Annotated in this window: 23 protein-coding genes and 7 pseudogenes; 17 read left to right on the top strand and 13 right to left on the bottom strand. The window is 68.7% G+C overall.

The features are described from left to right. Positions 1 to 148 precede the first annotated feature (148 nt). Positions 149 to 940, bottom strand: a pseudogene (locus tag ACFPZJ_RS39370) (IS5 family transposase). Between ACFPZJ_RS39370 and ACFPZJ_RS39365 the strand changes: the two are divergent. From ACFPZJ_RS39365 to ACFPZJ_RS39355, 3 genes and pseudogenes are all read left to right on the top strand, one after another. Next, positions 920 to 967 (top strand): annotated as a pseudogene (locus ACFPZJ_RS39365) (hypothetical protein); the annotation flags it as partial. The pseudogenes ACFPZJ_RS39370 and ACFPZJ_RS39365 overlap by 21 nt on opposite strands. Before the next feature lie 118 nt (positions 968 to 1085). Then, positions 1086 to 1484, top strand: coding sequence for a helicase associated domain-containing protein (locus ACFPZJ_RS39360; protein WP_381031836.1), 399 nt, complete (start codon positions 1086 to 1088; stop codon positions 1482 to 1484). Between the two features lie 568 nt (positions 1485 to 2052). After that, positions 2053 to 2220, top strand: a complete 168-nt coding sequence (locus ACFPZJ_RS39355) for a hypothetical protein (RefSeq protein ID WP_381031834.1) — start codon at positions 2053 to 2055, stop codon at positions 2218 to 2220. Positions 2221 to 2687: 467 nt separating this feature from the next. Here the strand turns inward: ACFPZJ_RS39355 and ACFPZJ_RS39350 are convergent, their stop codons facing one another. Together ACFPZJ_RS39350 and ACFPZJ_RS39345 are read right to left on the bottom strand one after the other, a co-directional pair. Next, positions 2688 to 3158, bottom strand: a complete 471-nt coding sequence (locus ACFPZJ_RS39350) for an RNA polymerase sigma factor (RefSeq protein WP_381031832.1) — start codon at positions 3156 to 3158, stop codon at positions 2688 to 2690. After that, positions 3155 to 3391, bottom strand: a complete 237-nt coding sequence (locus ACFPZJ_RS39345) for a hypothetical protein (protein WP_381031830.1) — start codon at positions 3389 to 3391, stop codon at positions 3155 to 3157. The genes ACFPZJ_RS39350 and ACFPZJ_RS39345 overlap by 4 nt, the downstream gene beginning before the upstream one ends. Positions 3392 to 3568: 177 nt before the next feature. Between ACFPZJ_RS39345 and ACFPZJ_RS39340 the strand changes: the two genes are divergently transcribed. The 4 genes from ACFPZJ_RS39340 (at position 3569) to ACFPZJ_RS39325 (ending at position 5619) form a co-directional block, all read left to right on the top strand. Next, positions 3569 to 3820, top strand: a complete 252-nt coding sequence (locus ACFPZJ_RS39340) for a DUF6207 family protein (RefSeq protein ID WP_381031828.1) — start codon at positions 3569 to 3571, stop codon at positions 3818 to 3820. Positions 3821 to 3849: 29 nt separating this feature from the next. Next, positions 3850 to 4011, top strand: coding sequence for a hypothetical protein (locus tag ACFPZJ_RS39335; protein WP_381031842.1), 162 nt, complete (start codon positions 3850 to 3852; stop codon positions 4009 to 4011). Next, positions 3998 to 4669 (top strand): non-homologous end joining protein Ku, encoded by a 672-nt coding sequence (gene ku / locus ACFPZJ_RS39330; RefSeq protein ID WP_381031840.1) that lies wholly within the window; start codon positions 3998 to 4000, stop codon positions 4667 to 4669. The genes ACFPZJ_RS39335 and ku overlap by 14 nt, the downstream gene beginning before the upstream one ends. Positions 4670 to 5145: 476 nt before the next feature. After that, on the top strand, positions 5146 to 5619 hold the full coding sequence (locus ACFPZJ_RS39325; protein WP_381031826.1) for an ATP-binding protein: 474 nt from the start codon (positions 5146 to 5148) through the stop codon (positions 5617 to 5619). 3 nt (positions 5620 to 5622) lie between these two features. On the opposite strand, the gene ACFPZJ_RS39320 is transcribed toward ACFPZJ_RS39325, so the two are convergent. Together ACFPZJ_RS39320 and ACFPZJ_RS39315 are read right to left on the bottom strand one after the other, a co-directional pair. Next, positions 5623 to 5877, bottom strand: a complete 255-nt coding sequence (locus ACFPZJ_RS39320; protein WP_381031824.1) for a DUF6300 family protein — start codon at positions 5875 to 5877, stop codon at positions 5623 to 5625. Then, the gene (locus tag ACFPZJ_RS39315) at positions 5856 to 6044 is read right to left on the bottom strand and encodes a hypothetical protein (RefSeq protein WP_381031822.1); all 189 of its coding nucleotides are present in this window, start codon (positions 6042 to 6044) and stop codon (positions 5856 to 5858) included. Before ACFPZJ_RS39315 ends, ACFPZJ_RS39320 begins: the two co-directional genes overlap by 22 nt. 347 nt (positions 6045 to 6391) lie before the next feature. Between ACFPZJ_RS39315 and ACFPZJ_RS39310 the strand changes: the two genes are divergently transcribed. After that, the gene (locus ACFPZJ_RS39310) at positions 6392 to 6640 is read left to right on the top strand and encodes a hypothetical protein (protein ID WP_381031820.1); all 249 of its coding nucleotides are present in this window, start codon (positions 6392 to 6394) and stop codon (positions 6638 to 6640) included. Positions 6641 to 7331: 691 nt separating this feature from the next. Here ACFPZJ_RS39310 and ACFPZJ_RS39305 read toward each other — a convergent pair. The 7 genes and pseudogenes from ACFPZJ_RS39305 to ACFPZJ_RS39275 form a co-directional block, all read right to left on the bottom strand. Then, on the bottom strand, positions 7332 to 7493 hold the full coding sequence (locus ACFPZJ_RS39305) for a hypothetical protein (RefSeq protein WP_381031818.1): 162 nt from the start codon (positions 7491 to 7493) through the stop codon (positions 7332 to 7334). A gap of 462 nt (positions 7494 to 7955) precedes the next feature. After that, positions 7956 to 8273: a hypothetical protein gene (locus tag ACFPZJ_RS39300; protein WP_381031816.1), complete on the bottom strand. Its 318-nt coding sequence runs from the start codon at positions 8271 to 8273 to the stop codon at positions 7956 to 7958. A 445-nt stretch (positions 8274 to 8718) separates the two neighbouring features. Next, positions 8719 to 8907, bottom strand: a pseudogene (locus ACFPZJ_RS39295) (DUF4235 domain-containing protein); the annotation flags it as partial. A 5-nt stretch (positions 8908 to 8912) separates the two neighbouring features. Then, a complete protein-coding gene (locus ACFPZJ_RS39290; protein WP_381031814.1) occupies positions 8913 to 9392 on the bottom strand; it encodes a DUF3618 domain-containing protein in 480 nt (159 codons plus the stop codon). After that, entirely contained in the window at positions 9389 to 9814 is a 426-nt protein-coding gene (locus ACFPZJ_RS39285; protein WP_381031838.1) for a phage holin family protein, read from the bottom strand. Before ACFPZJ_RS39285 ends, ACFPZJ_RS39290 begins: the two co-directional genes overlap by 4 nt. Positions 9815 to 10001: 187 nt before the next feature. Then, positions 10002 to 10550 carry a phosphatase PAP2 family protein gene (locus tag ACFPZJ_RS39280; RefSeq protein ID WP_381031812.1) on the bottom strand — a complete coding sequence of 183 codons (549 nt, stop codon included), beginning with the start codon at positions 10548 to 10550 and terminating at the stop codon, positions 10002 to 10004. Positions 10551 to 10710: 160 nt separating this feature from the next. Further along, a pseudogene (locus ACFPZJ_RS39275) lies at positions 10711 to 11058 on the bottom strand (YihY/virulence factor BrkB family protein); the annotation flags it as partial. A 191-nt stretch (positions 11059 to 11249) separates the two neighbouring features. Between ACFPZJ_RS39275 and ACFPZJ_RS39270 the strand changes: the two are divergent. The 9 genes and pseudogenes from ACFPZJ_RS39270 to ACFPZJ_RS39230 form a co-directional block, all read left to right on the top strand. Beyond that, positions 11250 to 11642, top strand: a complete 393-nt coding sequence (locus ACFPZJ_RS39270) for a DUF2267 domain-containing protein (protein ID WP_381031811.1) — start codon at positions 11250 to 11252, stop codon at positions 11640 to 11642. Positions 11643 to 11807: 165 nt separating this feature from the next. Continuing rightward, complete coding sequence (locus ACFPZJ_RS39265; protein ID WP_381031809.1) at positions 11808 to 12230, top strand: CBS domain-containing protein; 423 nt, start codon at positions 11808 to 11810, stop codon at positions 12228 to 12230. Between the two features lie 816 nt (positions 12231 to 13046). Continuing rightward, positions 13047 to 13313 (top strand): hypothetical protein, encoded by a 267-nt coding sequence (locus ACFPZJ_RS39260; RefSeq protein WP_381031807.1) that lies wholly within the window; start codon positions 13047 to 13049, stop codon positions 13311 to 13313. 190 nt (positions 13314 to 13503) lie between these two features. Further along, on the top strand, positions 13504 to 13707 hold the full coding sequence (locus ACFPZJ_RS39255; RefSeq protein ID WP_381031805.1) for a cold-shock protein: 204 nt from the start codon (positions 13504 to 13506) through the stop codon (positions 13705 to 13707). Positions 13708 to 14215: 508 nt separating this feature from the next. Beyond that, positions 14216 to 14449, top strand: a complete 234-nt coding sequence (locus ACFPZJ_RS39250) for a hypothetical protein (protein WP_381031804.1) — start codon at positions 14216 to 14218, stop codon at positions 14447 to 14449. Between the two features lie 492 nt (positions 14450 to 14941). Further along, a complete protein-coding gene (locus ACFPZJ_RS39245) occupies positions 14942 to 15250 on the top strand; it encodes a transposase (protein WP_381031802.1) in 309 nt (102 codons plus the stop codon). Beyond that, entirely contained in the window at positions 15247 to 15393 is a 147-nt protein-coding gene (locus ACFPZJ_RS39240) for a hypothetical protein (RefSeq protein ID WP_381031800.1), read from the top strand. The genes ACFPZJ_RS39245 and ACFPZJ_RS39240 overlap by 4 nt, the downstream gene beginning before the upstream one ends. Next, a pseudogene (locus ACFPZJ_RS39235) lies at positions 15390 to 15446 on the top strand (hypothetical protein); the annotation flags it as partial. The gene ACFPZJ_RS39240 and the pseudogene ACFPZJ_RS39235, both read left to right, overlap by 4 nt. A 69-nt stretch (positions 15447 to 15515) precedes the next feature. Then, a pseudogene (locus tag ACFPZJ_RS39230) lies at positions 15516 to 15734 on the top strand (integrase core domain-containing protein); the annotation flags it as partial. Between the two features lie 39 nt (positions 15735 to 15773). On the opposite strand, the pseudogene ACFPZJ_RS39225 reads toward ACFPZJ_RS39230, so the two are convergent. Further along, positions 15774 to 16056: pseudogene (locus ACFPZJ_RS39225) on the bottom strand (IS110 family transposase); the annotation flags it as partial. Between the last annotated feature and the right edge of the window lie 495 nt (positions 16057 to 16551).

Here is a 16551-nt window from a genome sequence, read left to right as displayed (position 1 = left end):
TTCAAGCCGTCGCCGGCCTGCTGTCCCATCAGCAGACAGCAGACCTGATTCCGACACGGCAGATGTGAGCACTGCGCCCCGCCGTCATCCTCGACGTCTCAACGCCTACCATGCACGAGCTCGTTAGAGGTCGTTTTCTCCCGTTGTTTTATCCCGGAATGCAGACTTCATCATGTGGTGTCGGGTCGCGCCAGGAGATGGTGGTCTCGCCGGTGAGGCGGCGGGCCATCAGGTCGGTCATGGCGAGGTGGACCATGGCCTCGGAGCGGGCGGGAAGGGTCTCGTAGTCGCGGGCGAGGCGGCCGTGGAGCATCAGCCATCCGTACGTTCGTTCAACCGTCCACCGCTTCGGTATCGGGGTGAATCCCCTGGTCCCGGGGGTGCGGCTGACGATTTACATGTCGATGCCGAGGGTGGCGGCGTGCTCGACGAAGTGCTTGCGGTAGCCGCCGTCGACCCAGACCTTGCGGAGGCCGGGGTGGGCGGCGGCCACCTGGCCGAGCAGGCGGGTGCCGGCTACCGAGTCCTGGACGCTGGCCGCGGTGACCAGCACCGCGAGGAGGAGGCCTGGCGTGTCCGTGACGATGCTCCGCTTGCGGCCTACGATCTTCTTGCCCGCGTCCGTGCCCTGACTCGTGGCGGGCACGCTGGTGGAGGTCTTGACGCTCTGTGCGTCGATCACGCAGGCCGACGGGCTCGCGTTGCGGCCCTCCTGCTGACGTACCAGTTCTCGCAGCAGGCCGTTGAGCTGGGCGAAGACGCCGTCCCTCTGCCACTTGGCGAAGTATCCGTAGACCGTGTTCCAGTGCGGGAAGCCCGCATCGAGCAGCTGGAGAAATTGAGCATGGTGTGGTCGCACCACGATGTCGCCTGGGAAGAGGCGCTCGCCGCGGCCCGTGGGTGGGCGGCCGAACACGGCCACCTTCTGGCTCCCCTCGATGCCACGCACAAGGGTTTCAAGATCGGCATCTTTCTGAAGAATGCCAGGGCCGCCGCCCGCCGGGGCTTGGAGGTCGAGCAGCGGCAGGCGGAGGGGCTGCCGGTGAAGACGACGTCGGCCTGGGTGCTGTCAGCCGGACAAGGTCGTGCACCAGGGCGAGGACCTCGGGCGATGGGTCAAGTCGGTCCGCTTCGGCTGGGACAAGCTCACCACCGTCCAGCAGTGGATGTGCGAACACATCCTCGGGATCGAGCCCGCCACCGAGGAGGAGAAGCCGAAACCGCGCCGCACGCAGGCCGACAAGTGGGCGCTGAACTACGCCGCCGCCCGTCAGTTCTACGAGCGCGAGGGGCACCTGCGCGTGCCGAGGAAGCACGTCGAACGGATCGTCGTCGGCGGCGACGGGAACAGCGACAGCGGCGAGGATCAGGAGGTCCGAGAGCTGCGGCTGGGGGCATGGGTCGGGAACCAGCGGTCCAGGGCCGCGACGTTGTCGCCGGAGCGGATCGAGCGGCTGTCGGCGATCGGGATGCGCTGGGCGTAGACGGCACACCAAACAAACCGGCTCCAGCGCCCCATAACTCCTATGTAAGCGAAGGCCCGGACCGGGTGGTCCGGGCCTTCGCTATGTTTCGCGGTTTTCTCCCCAGCCGGTGCTGTTCGTGCTCCGGCTTCCGGCCCTACGGGGTGAAGAAGCCGATCCCGCAAGGACGAGACGCAAGCACCTAAGACCTGTCACCGTCCCGCCCGCCAAGCCGAACTCACCCCGGAGACCAGAACGATGACCACTCGACAGACGACCGAGGGAACGCCCGCGCCGATCGCGGCTACGCTAAACACGCCACCCTGGGCCAGGGCCGAGACACCACAGGGACGCTCTCACGCAGAGAGCCGCAGCAGGACCGCCGACCGCGGGCGCACACCCCCGCGGACGACACCAATCAGGTGTCCGCGTTCCCTGTTCTACCACCGCCCAAAGGAGCCCCACCATGCCCCGGGACATCGATCCCGCGCTGCCCGTTCAGCCCTCCGCCAGCCACCAACCTGGCGTACCCGCGCGCCCGAATAGGTCGCGCCGCCTCTCCAGGCGTCTGCGCATCATCGCCGCCCGCATGCGGGCCAGCGCCTGGAAGCTGGTGAAGCTGTCCGGCGAGGAGTTCGTCAAGGGATTCGCCAACAAGGCCGGCGGGATCGCCGCGCTCCTCCTGGGCATAGTCGTCGTCGCCTACATGCTGGGCATGGATCCGGCCGCTGCCGTACGCCGCATGCTCGGCATGTAGCTGCCACCGCCCCCGCCGGTGAAGCCTCTGCGCAGCAGTCGACCGGCCGCACGGGAGCTTCCGTGCGGCCCGTTGCGCGGGCGCCCTCCTGGTCAAACTTGGTCACGTGCGGCCGGGAACAAGATTGGCCCGCTGGGACGCAGCTGTTGGAACCGGCGGCGCAACGTCACGGACGCTGATCGGCACCAGTAGTCCGCTGGTGGCAGGAGTCACGAGGTCGGCGAGGATCCTGTGGGCGTCGGCTGCTGCATCTGGAGAAGCGGTCTGAGCCCAGACCAGGAGCCGAGGTGCCAGCTGGGGGTCGGCGCTGAAGTGGCACTGCAGGCAGCTCGCGTTGTTCTCCTCAACGGCTTGCTCGTAGGCCTCGGTCGCTTCACGTCCGATTAGGTTGTAGAGAGCGCGCCGGCTGCCTGCCAGCTGCAAGCAGCTCTGTTCTCGGGCAAGGACTGTGCTGTGGCGGAAGCTGCTCAACAGGTGCGGAGCCCGCTGGAGGGTGAGGGTGTGGTGCCGGAGCCAGCCCGTGTTGGAGAAGCTCTTCCCCCCGACGCAAAAACGGTGTCGGATGTCCCAGTCGCCAACATGATGGCCACGTCGCGGCAGCGGATAGAGGCAGGCAGCAAGGGGCCCAGCCGCACAAGGTCGGTGTTCCAGTCCCACAGGTGCTCGGCGCGGGGGTAGCCGGTGGCTGTTGCATCGGCATCGGCGACTTTCCGCCGGGCGATGACGAACAAGGGGCCGACGGGGTTGTCGTACACCTGCTGGTAGTAGTCGAAGCGGCGCAGGAACGCGATCCAGGTCTCCTGGGCAAGTGCCTCCGCCTCACCTTGATCGCCGATCCGGCGGCGAATGTATCCGACCAGCTTGGGGTGATGCGCGCGGTAGAAGGCCGCACGGGGGTCCGTACGGCCTTCTGCCTCTTGTCCGGCTTCGTCTGTCACCAGCCACCGTTCCCACTGACGGCCGGCCCGAGCATGATCGTCCACTCGCCGCCGGACGCATCGCGGTGCGTGACCCGGCTGGCCTGGCCGCTGTCTGTCAGACACTCCGCGAGCTCGGTCATGGTGCGGCGCTTCTCCCGTTCCAGCGACACCGCACCGCGGACCTGCACCACCGTGGCCGCCAGGCCCGTCAGCCGCCCCGGCACCGGGACCGGGAACTCTTCCTCCACCACCGCAACTCCTTCGTCGACAACAGCGTCGACCTGTACGTCCGGAGGCGGAGCGCAAACGGGTACTCCTGTGACAGAAGTTCGTGTGTGCTGTGCGTCACAGAAGAGGAGACCCTACTCGATCGGGTGAACCGGCCCGAGCCGCAGAACCGCCCCCGGCGTTGGCGCGTGCTGCCGGGCATGAGACCGATCAACGAGAGGCACGTGGCCGGGCCCGGGCTGGCCGTCGTGGACGTGGCCGCTGCTGACGACGCGACCGCGTTCGCGGTCCAGGAAGCGCTCGCCGTCAAGTGGGCGACCGCGACGGCAGAGCGCACCGTGCGGGAGCCGGGGGAGCCCGGGGCGGCTGCGCTGCCACCTGGACGTGCGCCAGGCGCTCGACTCGTAACGTCGCGGACTCTGGAGCGTGCCAGGCTGCGGCGGAGCTCATAGGCTGGTGCTGCTCGGGCTGGAGGTGTGTCATGCCCGCGAGTGTGTGGAACGGCGCCATCTCGTTCGGGCTGGTCAGCGTCCCGATCGCCGTACAAGCCGCGACCGAGGACCACAGCGTTCGCTTCCGCCGGATCCACCTGGCCGACAACGGCCGGGTGCGCAACCGCTACTTGCGAGATCGAGGACCGTGAGGTCTCGTTCGGGGAGATCGGCCAGGGCTACGAGCTGGCCGGCGGCCGCGTCATCCCGCTCACCGCGGAAGACCTGCGGCGCATGCCGCTGCCCACGGCGCGCGCGATCGAGCTGGTGGGCTTCCTCCAGGCCGCCGCCGTCGACCCGATCCGGATCGGCCCCGGCTACTACCTCCAGCCGCAGGGCGCCGTGGCGGCGAAGCCGTACGTGGTGCTGCGCCAGGCCCTGCAGCGCGCCTCGAAGGTGGCGGTGGCCCGCTACGCATGGCACGGCCGTGAACGGCTCGGCCTGCTCCGGGTCCGCGGCGACGTGATCACACTGCACGGGCTTCTGTGGCCGGACGAAATCCGGGACCCCGCCCAGGTCGCCCCCGCCCCTGTCCGGCTGGAAGAGGGTGAGGTCGAGGAAGCCGTGGCGCTGATCGAAGTCATGTCCCGCGACAGCGTCGAAGGCCCGGAGTTCACCGACCGCTACACCGAAGCTCTGCGCGAGGTCATCGAGGCCAAGCAGGAGGGGCTCCGGCTTCCGGAGGCTCCGCAGCCAGCAGCCCGGCCGGGTCAGCTGGTCGACCTGATGGCAGCGCTGCACGAGTCCGTAGAAAAGGCCCAGGCGTCGCGCGGCAGCCGGACGTCCCCGAACTGCCGGGCAGGTCCATGAAGGAGACTCCGGCGCGGGAGACCGCGAAGCCGCCCGCCAGGAAGGCTTCCTCGAGGAAGCCCCAACATCGCGTGTAACCCTCCCCAGCCAGCCCCCTGCTGCGGCGGGCGCCGCTGACCAGCCGTGCAAGCGGCGCGGCCGAAGGTGTGGTCGATCCCCGGGGTCGGCGTCATGATCGCCCCGACCCACATGGCGTCTCCCACCGTCTCGGCGGTCGCTATGGAACAGTACGCCGCCTTCTACGGCGCCTGGCACCACTACTTCGGCAGCTACACCTGGCAGCCGCTGAACGGCGGCCACCGTGCCCTGGGCGACATGCTGGTAGCACGGACGGCCAGCGGCGTCACACCAAGGTCCTCCCCCCGGTACACCAAGCGACCATCGGCGCGACTCCGGATGGGTGACGGCTGGCCTTCTCCGCTGGTTGAGGGGTACACGCTAGCGTAGGTCCAGGGCTCAGGGAGAGGGTGGATCGGATGGACGGCGCTGCCCACAACGATGACCAGCTGCGAGGTGGCGAGCTGGTCAAGGAGTCGGCAGCCTATGAGGGCCAGCCGGGTGACATAGCCAGGGCCCGGGACCTGGCCCACGCCTTCCTGGAGCGCCTGCAGTCCGTTCACGGCCTTCCGGTGTCCGAACGCGCGATGGACATGGTGCAGCTGGTGGTCAGCGAGCTGCTGACGAACGCCTGCAAGTACGCGCACGGCCCGTGCCTGCTCGATCTTCAGCTGCGTGAGGGCCGGGTGGAGGTCACCGTCTGGGACAGCGAGCCCATGCTGCCGGTCCCCAAAGCCCCTGATCCGGGGCGGGTTGGCCAGCACGGCCTGGAAATCGTCATGGCCGTGAGCCAGAGCTTCGAGGTACACCGGGAACCGGTCGGCAAGCGCACCATGGCCGCGATCATGCTCGCCGACGACCCGGGCGGAAACGCCTCCGGCCGGCACCCCTGAAGCTCAGCCTCGCCCACGCGGCGTGAGGCCCGGCGGGGCCGGCGGACGAGCGGGCGCCTCTGGCTGTTCGGCGCGGGCCCAGCCGTGGGCGTGCATGGTCTCGGTCTCCCAGTCCTCGAACAGCGGGGGCAAAGCCTTCGGGTCGCGGTCGGGGTCACGGTGCCAGCGGATGAACGCGCTGGCAGCCGGGCGGCTGGCGTCGCAGGCCGGGCAGAGCTCCATCCACACGCCGGTTATCAGCGGGCCATGCCAGTGCAACAGAAGGTCTCCGCCGCAGCGGGAGCAGGGCCGGGCTGGCTGATCATCTTCGTTCCGGATCGGCGGGCGAGTTCCTTGTCGCTGACATTGTCGAGGCTGCCGTTGAGGTTGCCGAAGCGGATGAACGAGCCGTCGGGGCGCACCACGTAGCGCCAGGTGAACGACATGCAAGGCCCCCTTTCGGGGTGGAGCGTGACTCGAGCGGCCACGATCCGCCCGCCACCTGATCACCGTCAAGAGGTCAGGACGCAGGCGCGCGCACGCCGGGGCCGTGACGGCCGGCGGGCCTGCATCGTTGTCAGGACGGCCTCCCCGGCTGTCAGGGGCCCCGGGTGTCATGGCTGACCCTGCCCGGGGCCCGTCGCGTGTCCGGACTCGGGTTAGAAGGTCGTGAAGGCCCGTAGCAACTTGCACTGAGCCGGTGCATGCCGTTGAAAGACGGGGCAGATGTTGCGGTAGCACTTCCCCTGGAAGTCTCCGCAAGGCCGCGCCTCCTTCCGGGGAGCGGAACCGCGTGCTCACCGCTCCGGAGATCGCGACCGGACTGCGTCCGCTACTGGAGCAGACCGCCCGCGCCGGCGCCACCACCAGCTGGCCCGCGATCCGCAAGCGCCTGCCGGGACTGCCCCGTCTCCACCGCGACGATGAAAGCGTGATCCTCTGGCTGGTGGATGAGGACCGCCAAGACGGCGAACCGCTGCTGTCGGCGCTGGTCACGGTCGGCGACCGGCAGATGCACCCCCGCTTCCCCGCGATCGCCTAACTCGGTCTCCATACGGGCCACTCCGCCTCCCAGCAGCGCACCGCGTGGAGCTACGAGGTCTTGAAAGCGCACCAGCACTGGCGCCACCGGCGCTGATGCCCCGCCCGGAGCTTCCCGGTTCCTGGCGGGTTCGTGCGGAGTCTCCGTGCGTAGGCACACCGCTGCAGCAGGATGGTCAGGTTGGGTACGACGCAAAGGCAGCTCGCAGCTGAAGTCGTGACTGCCGGATGCCGTGTTGGGGAGGAGAGCGGATGCCTACAGGAGTGGCTGTCGTCTGCGACACCGATGACTGCCTCGCCGTCTATCTGGCGGTCAGGACGGGCGACCACGATGACGAGCGCTCCGCGGAGGAAGTCTCTTGAGATGGCGCGCAAGGCCGCCGAAGGCGATGGATGGTGATCAGCTTCGGCATCGGTCAAGCGGTGATGACGTGCCCGGGATGCGCGGACGGCCGCGGCCCGGTCCGGGAGCGCGGCACCTGTTGGCGGTGCATGGGCCGCGTCGACTCAGCATCCAGGTGCACGTATTGCCTGCACACGCAGCCGTAGCAGGGCGAGGAAGGCTGAGGGCCGCTGTTGCATACCGCGTGACGGCGGGGGCGTCGTGTCGTTGGACGATGCGATCCCCCGAGCCGGGCCCCGGGGCTGTCATGGCTGATCCCCCGGGGCCCGTCGCGTTTCCGGAGGCGGAATTAGATCTCTTCGGCCGCCGTGGCGGTGACCCACACGGCGGCTTCGGTATCGGTCAGGAACAGCACCTGCGTCTGGTGGGCGGTCAAGCCCTGCACGACGTGGACGCGGCCCGGGTGCCTGCTGGGCTTCGGGGCGGCAGCGAGCGCCGTGCCGAGCAGCACTGTGGAGAACTGCTCGCGCCCCTCGGGCCGAGGACGCTGATGGTGGAGTGGCTGTCCCAGTAGCGGGCGAGGTCGCGCAGGGTGTCGTGGATGTCGGCGATATCGGCGCAGTAGATGATGCTGTCGATGCCACGTGCTCATGGGTGGGAGATTGGCTTGTAGTCGAGGAACGAGGGTCCGTGCTAGACGCAGTCGGCACGGACCCCCTATGCTCTCGCGGCCGGGGATGCTCAGGCGCATGCTCTGCCGGGCCCGTACGGTCAGCGCATCGCCCAGAATGCCGTCGGGTGCCAGCCTTTGCCACAGTTCAGCACCACTTTGGCCTTGTCCCAGCGGATGTCGGTCTGTACCCGCAGTTCAAGGAGCCACCGGTCGATGTCCAGGACCAGCGGGAGGCTGCCGGGGGCTGGGCGGCGGCAGCGCAGGCCCATAGTAGTTCGCGGTGGGGTGCCGGGCGGTGGGTCAGGGTGCTGTGAAGACGACGCTGGCGAAGGCCAGGCTCGCGGTGCCCTTCGGCGGCAGTGTGCCGAGTGGCTCGCCCTGGCAGGCGGGGCTGGGATACAGCGTGACACTGCTGTTCGTCTGGTTGGTCGTCGGACCGTTCGCGGTCGTTTGGATGCAGGACGCGTCAGGCGGGTTGTTCAGCGTGACGGGCAGCTTGGTGTAGGCGTGTGTGTACGTGAACGTGCCGGTCGCGGCCTGGGCACTCGTCGGCACCGCAACGGTCAGCAACGCCGCAGCGCCGGCAGCGGCTATGACTGCGGGGATACGTCTTCTCATGAGGTCCTCCTGTGAAGGGGAAGGGATCACCTTCCTCAACACATACGACAGACGCGCAGGTCCAGCCTTTCGACGCACGCCGTTCGAGTCTCATGGCCGCTTCTGTCAGGAGGGGGTAGTGGTCTGGTCAGTGGCTGTGAAGGGCAGGCCCGCGGACAGATGGCGTCCGGGTCGGCGTCAGTGCCGAGGGCGTCGGCGACCCGCGTACGGCGCCGGCCTTCCCTGCCGAGCTGGCCCAGGGCGTCGTGGATGTCGGCGCAGTAGGTGACGCTCGGGATGCCGCGTGCCCAGGGATGGGAGATCGCTTGTGGTCGAGGATGAACGCGAGGGAGCCGTGAGGAGCATCTGGCAGGTGATGCGGCGCAGCGTCACCGACTTGCCGCCGCCCGCGGAGGCGTTGACGAGGATGTGCGGTGATTCGGCGTCCAGGTCGACGGCGACGGTCTATGGCGCCCTGCAGCGTGGCGGCCAGCAGAACCTCGCCCCAGTCGCGTTCCTCGTCGGTGGCGTCGGGGGCGTCCTCGTCATGGCCCAGCATCTTCCACGCCTGCTTGAACAACGCCCCGGCGGCCATGCCGCTGACGGCACCCAGGGCCAGGCCGACCGGCTTGTATGCGATCTTCGATGCCTTCACCCGGCTCACCCCTTCCGGCGGCAGGCCAGCCACACAACGACGGCCACGCCCGCGGCCGCGAGCAACAGGTTGCGGTTGTCCCGCGCCATCTGCGCCCCTTGGGCCGTCTTCTGCCGCACCGGTTCGGGTGCCTTGTCCTGCCACAGCCGGCCGGCCTGGGCCGCCGTGGCCCGGGCCTGCCCGGCGGCGTGGGCGGCCTTGTCCTTGACCGGGTCGGGCAGTTTGTCCTGTGCCTGGTGCGCCAGGTCGGCGGCCTTCGCCTTCAGCTCCCCCGCCTTCGCACCGGCCTGCTCCTTCAGCTCGCCGGCCTTGGCAGCGGCCTGTTCCCTGACCTCTGCGGCCTTCTCCTGGGCGCGGGCCTTGACGTCGGTCTTGGCCGCCAGCGCCTCGACCGTCTCGCCGAGCTCGGCGCGGGTCTGCTCGACCTGCTCGCGTACCTCCTCCGGGCTGGAGGCGGTGGGCTCATCGTGGGGCGGCTGGGTCATCGCTGCGCACTCTCCTTGATCTCGGCCACGTCGGCCTTCACGTTCTCGATCGTCTGCTCGGGCGCGGGCGCCGCCTGGTCGACCTGCTTCTTCCCGCTGAGCGCCATCACCGCGGCGATCACACCCAGCACCGCGGTGACGATCAGCGCCGCCGCCCACACCGGCAGCGGCACCGCCAGCGCCGCGATCACGGTGGCCACCAGCGCCTGCAGCATCAGGAAACCGACCACTGAGGCTCCGCCGAACAGCCCGCCGCCCTTGCCGTAGCGCTTGCCCTTCTCCTTCATCTCCGCCTGCGCCAAGCGCAGTTCACCGCGCACCAGCTCCGTCAGCTGCTGCGACGCCCGCTGCACCAGCTCGCTCACCGGCTCATCGCCGGCACTGTGCGTCTGCCGTTCGGAAGCGGTGGAGTGCGGCTGCATACTCGCCACGACGATCACCTCCCGTCTGTCGTTCTCTGCTCGCCGGTCCACCCGGCGTGTCCCGGTCGCTTTACTGGTCGGGCGAGTACCCAGCACGGCCCCGTTCAGGTCGCTGCGACGAGGGCGGGTGGCTGTCCGGTCCGGCCTGGACCTGTCCGCACAGCCGAGCGACAGCAAGGGTCTGCTGCTACAGCCAGTGCCGTAGCAGCAGATATGGGGTCTGCCGGGTGAGCCAGCCACTGATGAGGCCGATGCCGGCGCCGGCGGCAACATCGCTGGCGTAATGCGCGCCCGACTGCACCCGCTCGACAGCCACCAGCACGGTCGGTACCGCACACGCGATACCGGCGGCCGGCCACGTGGGGGCGACGGCGGCAGTGAAGGCGACCGCGGCCGCGGTGTGCCCGGAGGGAAACGATGAGGAGTCGGGACGGTCGTCGACCTCGTCGTGCGGAAACCACTCCTTCGGCGGCCTGGGCCGCTCAGCGAGCTGCTTGCCCAGGCCGTTGGAGACCAGCTGTGCCACCGCGAGCGCCGCGACGCCTGCGGCCGCCGCCTTCCGGCCCCGCCACCCGCCGAACGCGGCCATCACCGCGGCCGCGCCGCACCACAACTTCGCACTCTCCGCGGCCTCCTCCACCACCGACAGCACCTGGCCGGCACGGGCGGGAATGCGTGAACCCGCCTGCTGCGTCACGACCCGGTCGGCCTCATACAGTCCCATCAGCAACCTCATCAACTGCACATATCCCCGGGGTGGCAACTCACACCCAAGATCAGCCATGAGCCAGCCTGCCGTGCGGCGCCCCCATGGCCCAGCCGGCGCACGTCGTCCCCGACCCGCCTCCACGTTCTGCGCGCCCGAAGCCGCAGCAGTCGTCCGCTCACGCCGCTGCTTACTCCAGGCGGCGCCGGTCTTCCTCGTCCCACTTGCGGGTGTCGCGCGGTTCGACGTAGGGCTCCTCATCGGGCAGGTAGCCGCCGGCGACGGCGCGCTGGCGGGATGTCTCGGCGTCGAATTCCAGGCCGAGCAGGATCGCGATGTTGGTGATCCACAGCCACACCAGGAAGATGATCACGCCGGCGAAGGTGCCGTAGGTCTTGTTGTAGGAGGCGAAGTTCGCCACGTAGAACGCGAACCCTGCCGAGGCGATCACCCAGATGACCAGGGCCAGGAAGCCGCTGGTACAGGTCGCGGAACTCACCGAACGGGTCCCACGCCGCACCCGTCTGCTCGCGTCGTACGGGAAGCGTCATCTCCGATCATCCCTTCCGAAAGGCTCCTCGGCCGGTGGCACGCCACGGCCGGCTTGCGTTCCGGAAGTCCCCCTGACCAGGACCGACCTCCACTACCCATAATCAGCGCATAACAGCTCATATTCCACGTCGTGTGGGAGTGAGCAGTCAGACAAAGATCAAGAGGTGAAGGACAGCGATGAGGCACGACGAGTTCCTGGCGCAAGTGCGCGAGCGAGGCGAGTACAACGACCAGGAAGAAGCCCAGGAGATCATCACCGCAGTCCTTCAAGTCCTCTCCCAGAGGATCACGCCAGCCGAGGCGGCGGATCTGGCCGCACAGCTGCCCGAACCGCTCCGTGCGCCACTGACCGGCGACGGGGAACGGCAGACCGAGAGTTTCGGGGTGGAGGAGTTCTTGCGGCGCGTCGCCGAGCGCGTCGGTGCACGTCCCCGTACGGCCGAGTGGGACGCCAGCGCGGTGCTGTCCACTCTGGCCGACGCCGTCTCCGGCGGGGAGCTGAACCAGATCCTCAGCCAGCTGCCATCCGGCTACGCCGCACTGTTCGGCCGGGCGGACCTGTCCGACTGACCTCCTTCTGCCGAGGCCGCCCGCTGCCCGATGGCCGCTCGGCCATCGGGGCGCAAAGCGCCCGGACAGCGCGAGTCACCGGCCTGGTGCGGGTACGGCCAAGGGGCCGGCGACAACGTTACCGCGCGGCCGCTCCGGCGTGAACCCCTGACGTAAGGAGAGTCGATGGCAGCCCAGAAGGTCCGGGAGATCATGACGACCGCGCCGGTAGCGGTGGGGCCGCAGACCTCGGTGGTCGAAGTCGCCCGCCTGATGCGCGATGAGGACATCGGTGCGGTCTTGGTCGCTGAGAACGACGAGCTGCGCGGACTGGTGACCGACCGGGACCTGGTGGTGCGCGTGATGTGCGCGGGCGGGAACATCGAGGACCGCAGCATCGCCGACGCGTGCAGCGAGCAGCTGGTCGCCCTCTACCCGGACGATGACATCAGCCGGGCGGTTCAGCTCATGCGCGAGCACGCCGTGCGGCGTCTGCCGGTCATCGAGGAGGGCCGGCCGGTCGGCATCGTGTCCCTGGGAGATCTGGCTGTCGAACGCGACACCGACTCCGCCCTGGCCGACATCAGCGCCTCCGAACCCAACGAGTAACGAGGTCGCCTCGCCGGACCCGCACACCACGGCCTCAAACTGGCACAATGCACCCGGCAGCCCGCTTGTGCATTCGTGAATCCGGTTGGCATGAGCAAGCTGGCCACGGAGACGGTATCGCTGCACCGTATGCCTCCACGTGCGGGCCGGGTGTGTCACCCGGCCCGGCCGACCGGAAGACGCTATGGCACCCCCGTTCCACGCACGCAGCGTGCGGCGCCGCGGCAGCCCGCCGCGCACGAGCCCACCCAGCTTGCAGGCCTATGGCTAGCCGCCGTCTGGCGGTTGTCACTGATGAGACCCCCGTTGTGCCCACCCTGGGCCCATGTGTCCCGCTGACCTGGACTCAGCCCTGGCCCATGGGAGCTGGGGACCAGGGCCACCTGCCCTGACAGGTCGAGCGACTCCAGTCAACATCAGGACCACCCCCGCATACTGCCTCCGCCCAGACAGGCGTCACCCGCACGGCCTACACGCTCCCGCGCCGAGCGCGCGGTGCTCCCTCATTCGGCCCAGCCTGGACCAGGATGCTTCTGCCGCCGCGTTCCCATGATCACTGCTTCATCGGGAGGCGTCATGGCCGTGATAGCTCTGCTCCTGCCGGTGATGCTCCTGTTCATGCTGTTGGCACTGGACGCCTTCGAGAACTTCTTGTTTCCCCCGCCGCCATCAGCGTCCTCTGCGGAGGCGACACTCCACGGGGAACGTGGACGGCACCGTCACGAACAGTGACAGCCGGGGATCACCACCGCCAAGTCCGCGAACAGCTGCTTCAGCGCTGTTTCTGTCGTGACACGAGGCCTGAGGACATGACCGATGACCTTCCGCTGTGATGACGCCCTGCTCCTTGTTGATGATCAGCAGATCGCGGTCGGGGCCGACTTCGGCGTGTTCCTGCCGGACAAAGGCTTGTGGGGCGGTGTTCTGCGCCACGTGCCGGAATGGGTGGCAGCTGCTGTGAAAAACGCCGATGAGGTTCGCTTGCGCCTGCCGTCCGGGCACGAGCGTCGGATCCGTCCCCTCGCCGCCCCCGGAGACGAGACCTCTGTGCCCTTTATGGGGGAAGGAACGGCGCCGTTCTAGGGCAGGTACCGAACGAAAACGGCTGCTGGTCGAGACGGCTCGTGCCGACGGAGTGGGCGCGGGGTACCCGCGACACAGGCGTGGCTCCGGGGCGTTTCTCCTTCCCAGCGCCCCGGTGGTCCACGATGATCCAACACACGGCCGCGTGGCACGGCGCCACGCCGCCCGATCATTGATGAGGGAGACCGACATGGCCACCGGCACGGTGAAGTGGTTCAACGCGGAAAAGGGCTTCGGCTTCATCGAGCAGGACGGCGGCGGGCCTGACGTGTTCGTCCACTACTCGGCCATCTCCGGCGGCGGCTACCGAGAACTGCAGGAGGGCCAGAAGGTCCGCTTCGACGTCACGCAGGGGAACAAAGGACCGCAGGCCGAGAACGTCACGCCGGCCTGAGCGATAACAGCGGCCGTGCTCGGCACGACCATGGGGCCGCACATCCCGACCCGGCGTGCAGACCCGTGCCGGACCTGGAGGACAGAAGGCCTCCTCCCCCGGCTGCCGCGTGGGAGGAGGTGTCGGCGCAGCGAAGTGGCTTGCCCTCCCGGTCTGACCTGGTGGAATCAGGCTGGCTCGCAGGAAGGGCTCCTCCTCTCGGTGCAACCCTCGGTCCCCCGGTCCGTGCAACCGTCCAGCCCACCAAGGAAGCAACCCCGTACCCCAACCTGGAAGCGCCCCACCCTGAGTTTTGGGCAGGCCTGAGGCTTGCCCGGATCGGCGGGCACGGCAAGGCGCTGACCTGCCGTGGTCGGGGTCATGGTCGGGGCCGCGGGCGGCGTGGTCGGCTGGAGAGTAAGCGCCTGCCATGGGCGATCACGGGCTGGCCAGAGCTTCCGCATACGGCGTCCAGCTTGGTGACCTCGCGGTATGGCCATCACTGAGGGCGTCGTTCAGAGTTGAGCGGATGAGCGAGAAGTACCCCGGTATCACGCCTGATGAGATGCGCGAGATGCGCCAGTTCGTGGACACGGCCATACGGAAGCGGCTGCAGAGCGAGCTGCGCAGCCTCGCCGCGAGGATCCGGGCCGACGTAAAAGGCCAGCCCGCCGGCGCGGATCCCGGATGGCGGGCCGGGGTGGAATGGACATTGCTCTGGGTCGAGAACACCGCCACCCAGCTGACCCAAGACAGGTCGTAGCGAGGCGGCGTGAGTGGGCCTGCCAGCGCGCTGACCTGCCGTGGTCGGGCTCATGGTCGGGGTACGGTCACCGGCCCGACCACGCCGTGCCGCCGGTTGGCCCGGTCAGCGGCGGCGTAGTTCCTCCGACCAGGCGCGGAGCTGGCCGGCGAGGGTGAGGTTGTCGCCGCGGGCCACGGTCTGCAGGAGCATGGCGCACACGGCCGCTTCGGCGGCCAGGCCGGCCGGACTGCCCAGGACGGGAAAGGTGTCGCGGACGCGGGCGGCGGTGTCCGGCTGGAGCAGCGCGGCGTCATCATCACCAGGCTGACCGGCAGTTGGACCGCTGCCAAGTGGTGCTCCGTCCCGCCGGCGGCTTGGGCGGCCAGGGCGAGGCGCTCCCCCACCGTGAACGCTTCGTCTTCCAGGCCCGCCCAGGTGGCGACTGGGCTGGATCCGCTTTGACGGACATCGAAGATCAGGGGCTTCGGCCCCGGAAGGATGATGTCCATCATGGAGAGCATGGGGCAGAAGAAGCCGCGTCCTCGCCGCTCGTTCACGCCGGAGTTTAAGGCCGAGACTGTCGAGCTGTGCCAGCGCGGGGACCGCTCGGTCGGTCAGGTCGCCAAGGACTTCGACCTGACCGAGACCGCGGTGCGCGACTGGGTCCGGCAGGCCGAGGTCGACGCGGGCGAGCGTGACGGGCTGACCAGCAGCGAACGTGAGGAACTGGCCGCGCTGCGGCGGGAGAACCGCCGACTGCGGGAGGACGTGGAGGTCCTCAAGCGGGCCACGGCTTTCTTCGCGAAGGAGACCCGGTGAACGTGCATCCGTTCATCGAGGCGGAGAAGCACACGGGCCACAGCGTCAAACGCGCCTGTGAGCTGCTGAAGGTCTCCCGTGCCGCCTTCTATGCCCGCCGCACCGGTGCTGTCGGCCCCGCGCCGCGCAGGACGCGGAGCTGACCGAGCAGATCACCGCCGTCCACGCCCAGTCCCGCGGCACCTACGGCGCCCCGCGCATCCACGCCGTCCTCAAGCGCGAGGGCACGGCGTGCGGCCGCAGACGCATCGCCCGGTTCCGACTGTCCGTCGGCCGCACCGGCCAGTGCTGGGACAACGCGCTGGCCGAGTCGTTCTTCGCCACCTTGAAGAACGAGCTGATCGGCACCCAGCCCTGGCCGAGCAGGTCCGCCGCCCACACCGCGATCTTTGAGTGGATCGAGAGCTGGTACAACTTGCACCGACTGCACAGCAGCCTCGGTTACCGCAGTCCCGCCGACTACGAGGCCGCACTGGCGGCCTGACCACCACACCGAGGGTGTCCGTCAAAGCGGAACAAGCTCAGCGGCGAGCGGGTTGATCGCGAAGACATTGCGCCTTCCGGTGCGCAGGGCGGCTACGAGCAGGCCGCGGCTGGTTTCGATGGCCACGGGTATGGGGGAGTCCGGGCTGTCACCGTGTTCGGCCAGGAGGTTCCAGGAGCTTGCTGTAGCCGGCCGCGTCGTCGCTGATGCGGGCCTTGGCAAGCAGCGTGCCGTTGTCGTCGACGAGGGCGACGTCGTGGTGACGCTCCGCCCAGTCGATGCCGCAGAACACGGTCAAGCCATCCTCCCCGAATCCATTCATTTGTGCAGGTCACGAGCACATGCGGGTCACGCGGCGCCCTAATCCCAGGACTCACAGGTCCGCCATCTCAGTAGCCGTTCGCGACACCAGCGCACCCCGGGGGCTCGATCTGTGTGCAGAGCTCACGGCTCGCGGATGGAACAAGAGGTCGACCCTGGAGCGGGCTCGCGCCGTGACGATCAATGTCCGACCGGCCGCCGCGAGTTTCACGGTGATCACGGAGACACCGGGCTGCACCGCTCTTGACAGAGGCCTCGAAGGGCCCCAAGGAAACGAAGACATCAGCCCGGCGCCCGCATCATCACCGCGAAGCACGGACGGCGGCGGATCCCATGACGGTGGCGAAGGCGCCGGACTTCGCCGCTCTAAGGGGTCCTTGCAGAATGATCTTCCTGTGGCACGGTGGAGATGGAAGTGATTCCGTCTTTGTGGGAGTGGCCCGTGGCACGGCGGAAGCCGTGGGAGATCAGTGACGAGCTGTGGGCGGTGATCGAG

Source organism: Streptomyces bullii (assembly GCF_042657145.1).
Lineage (GTDB): Bacteria > Actinomycetota > Actinomycetes > Streptomycetales > Streptomycetaceae > Streptomyces > Streptomyces bullii.
This window is presented reverse-complemented; position numbering and strand designations above follow the sequence as displayed.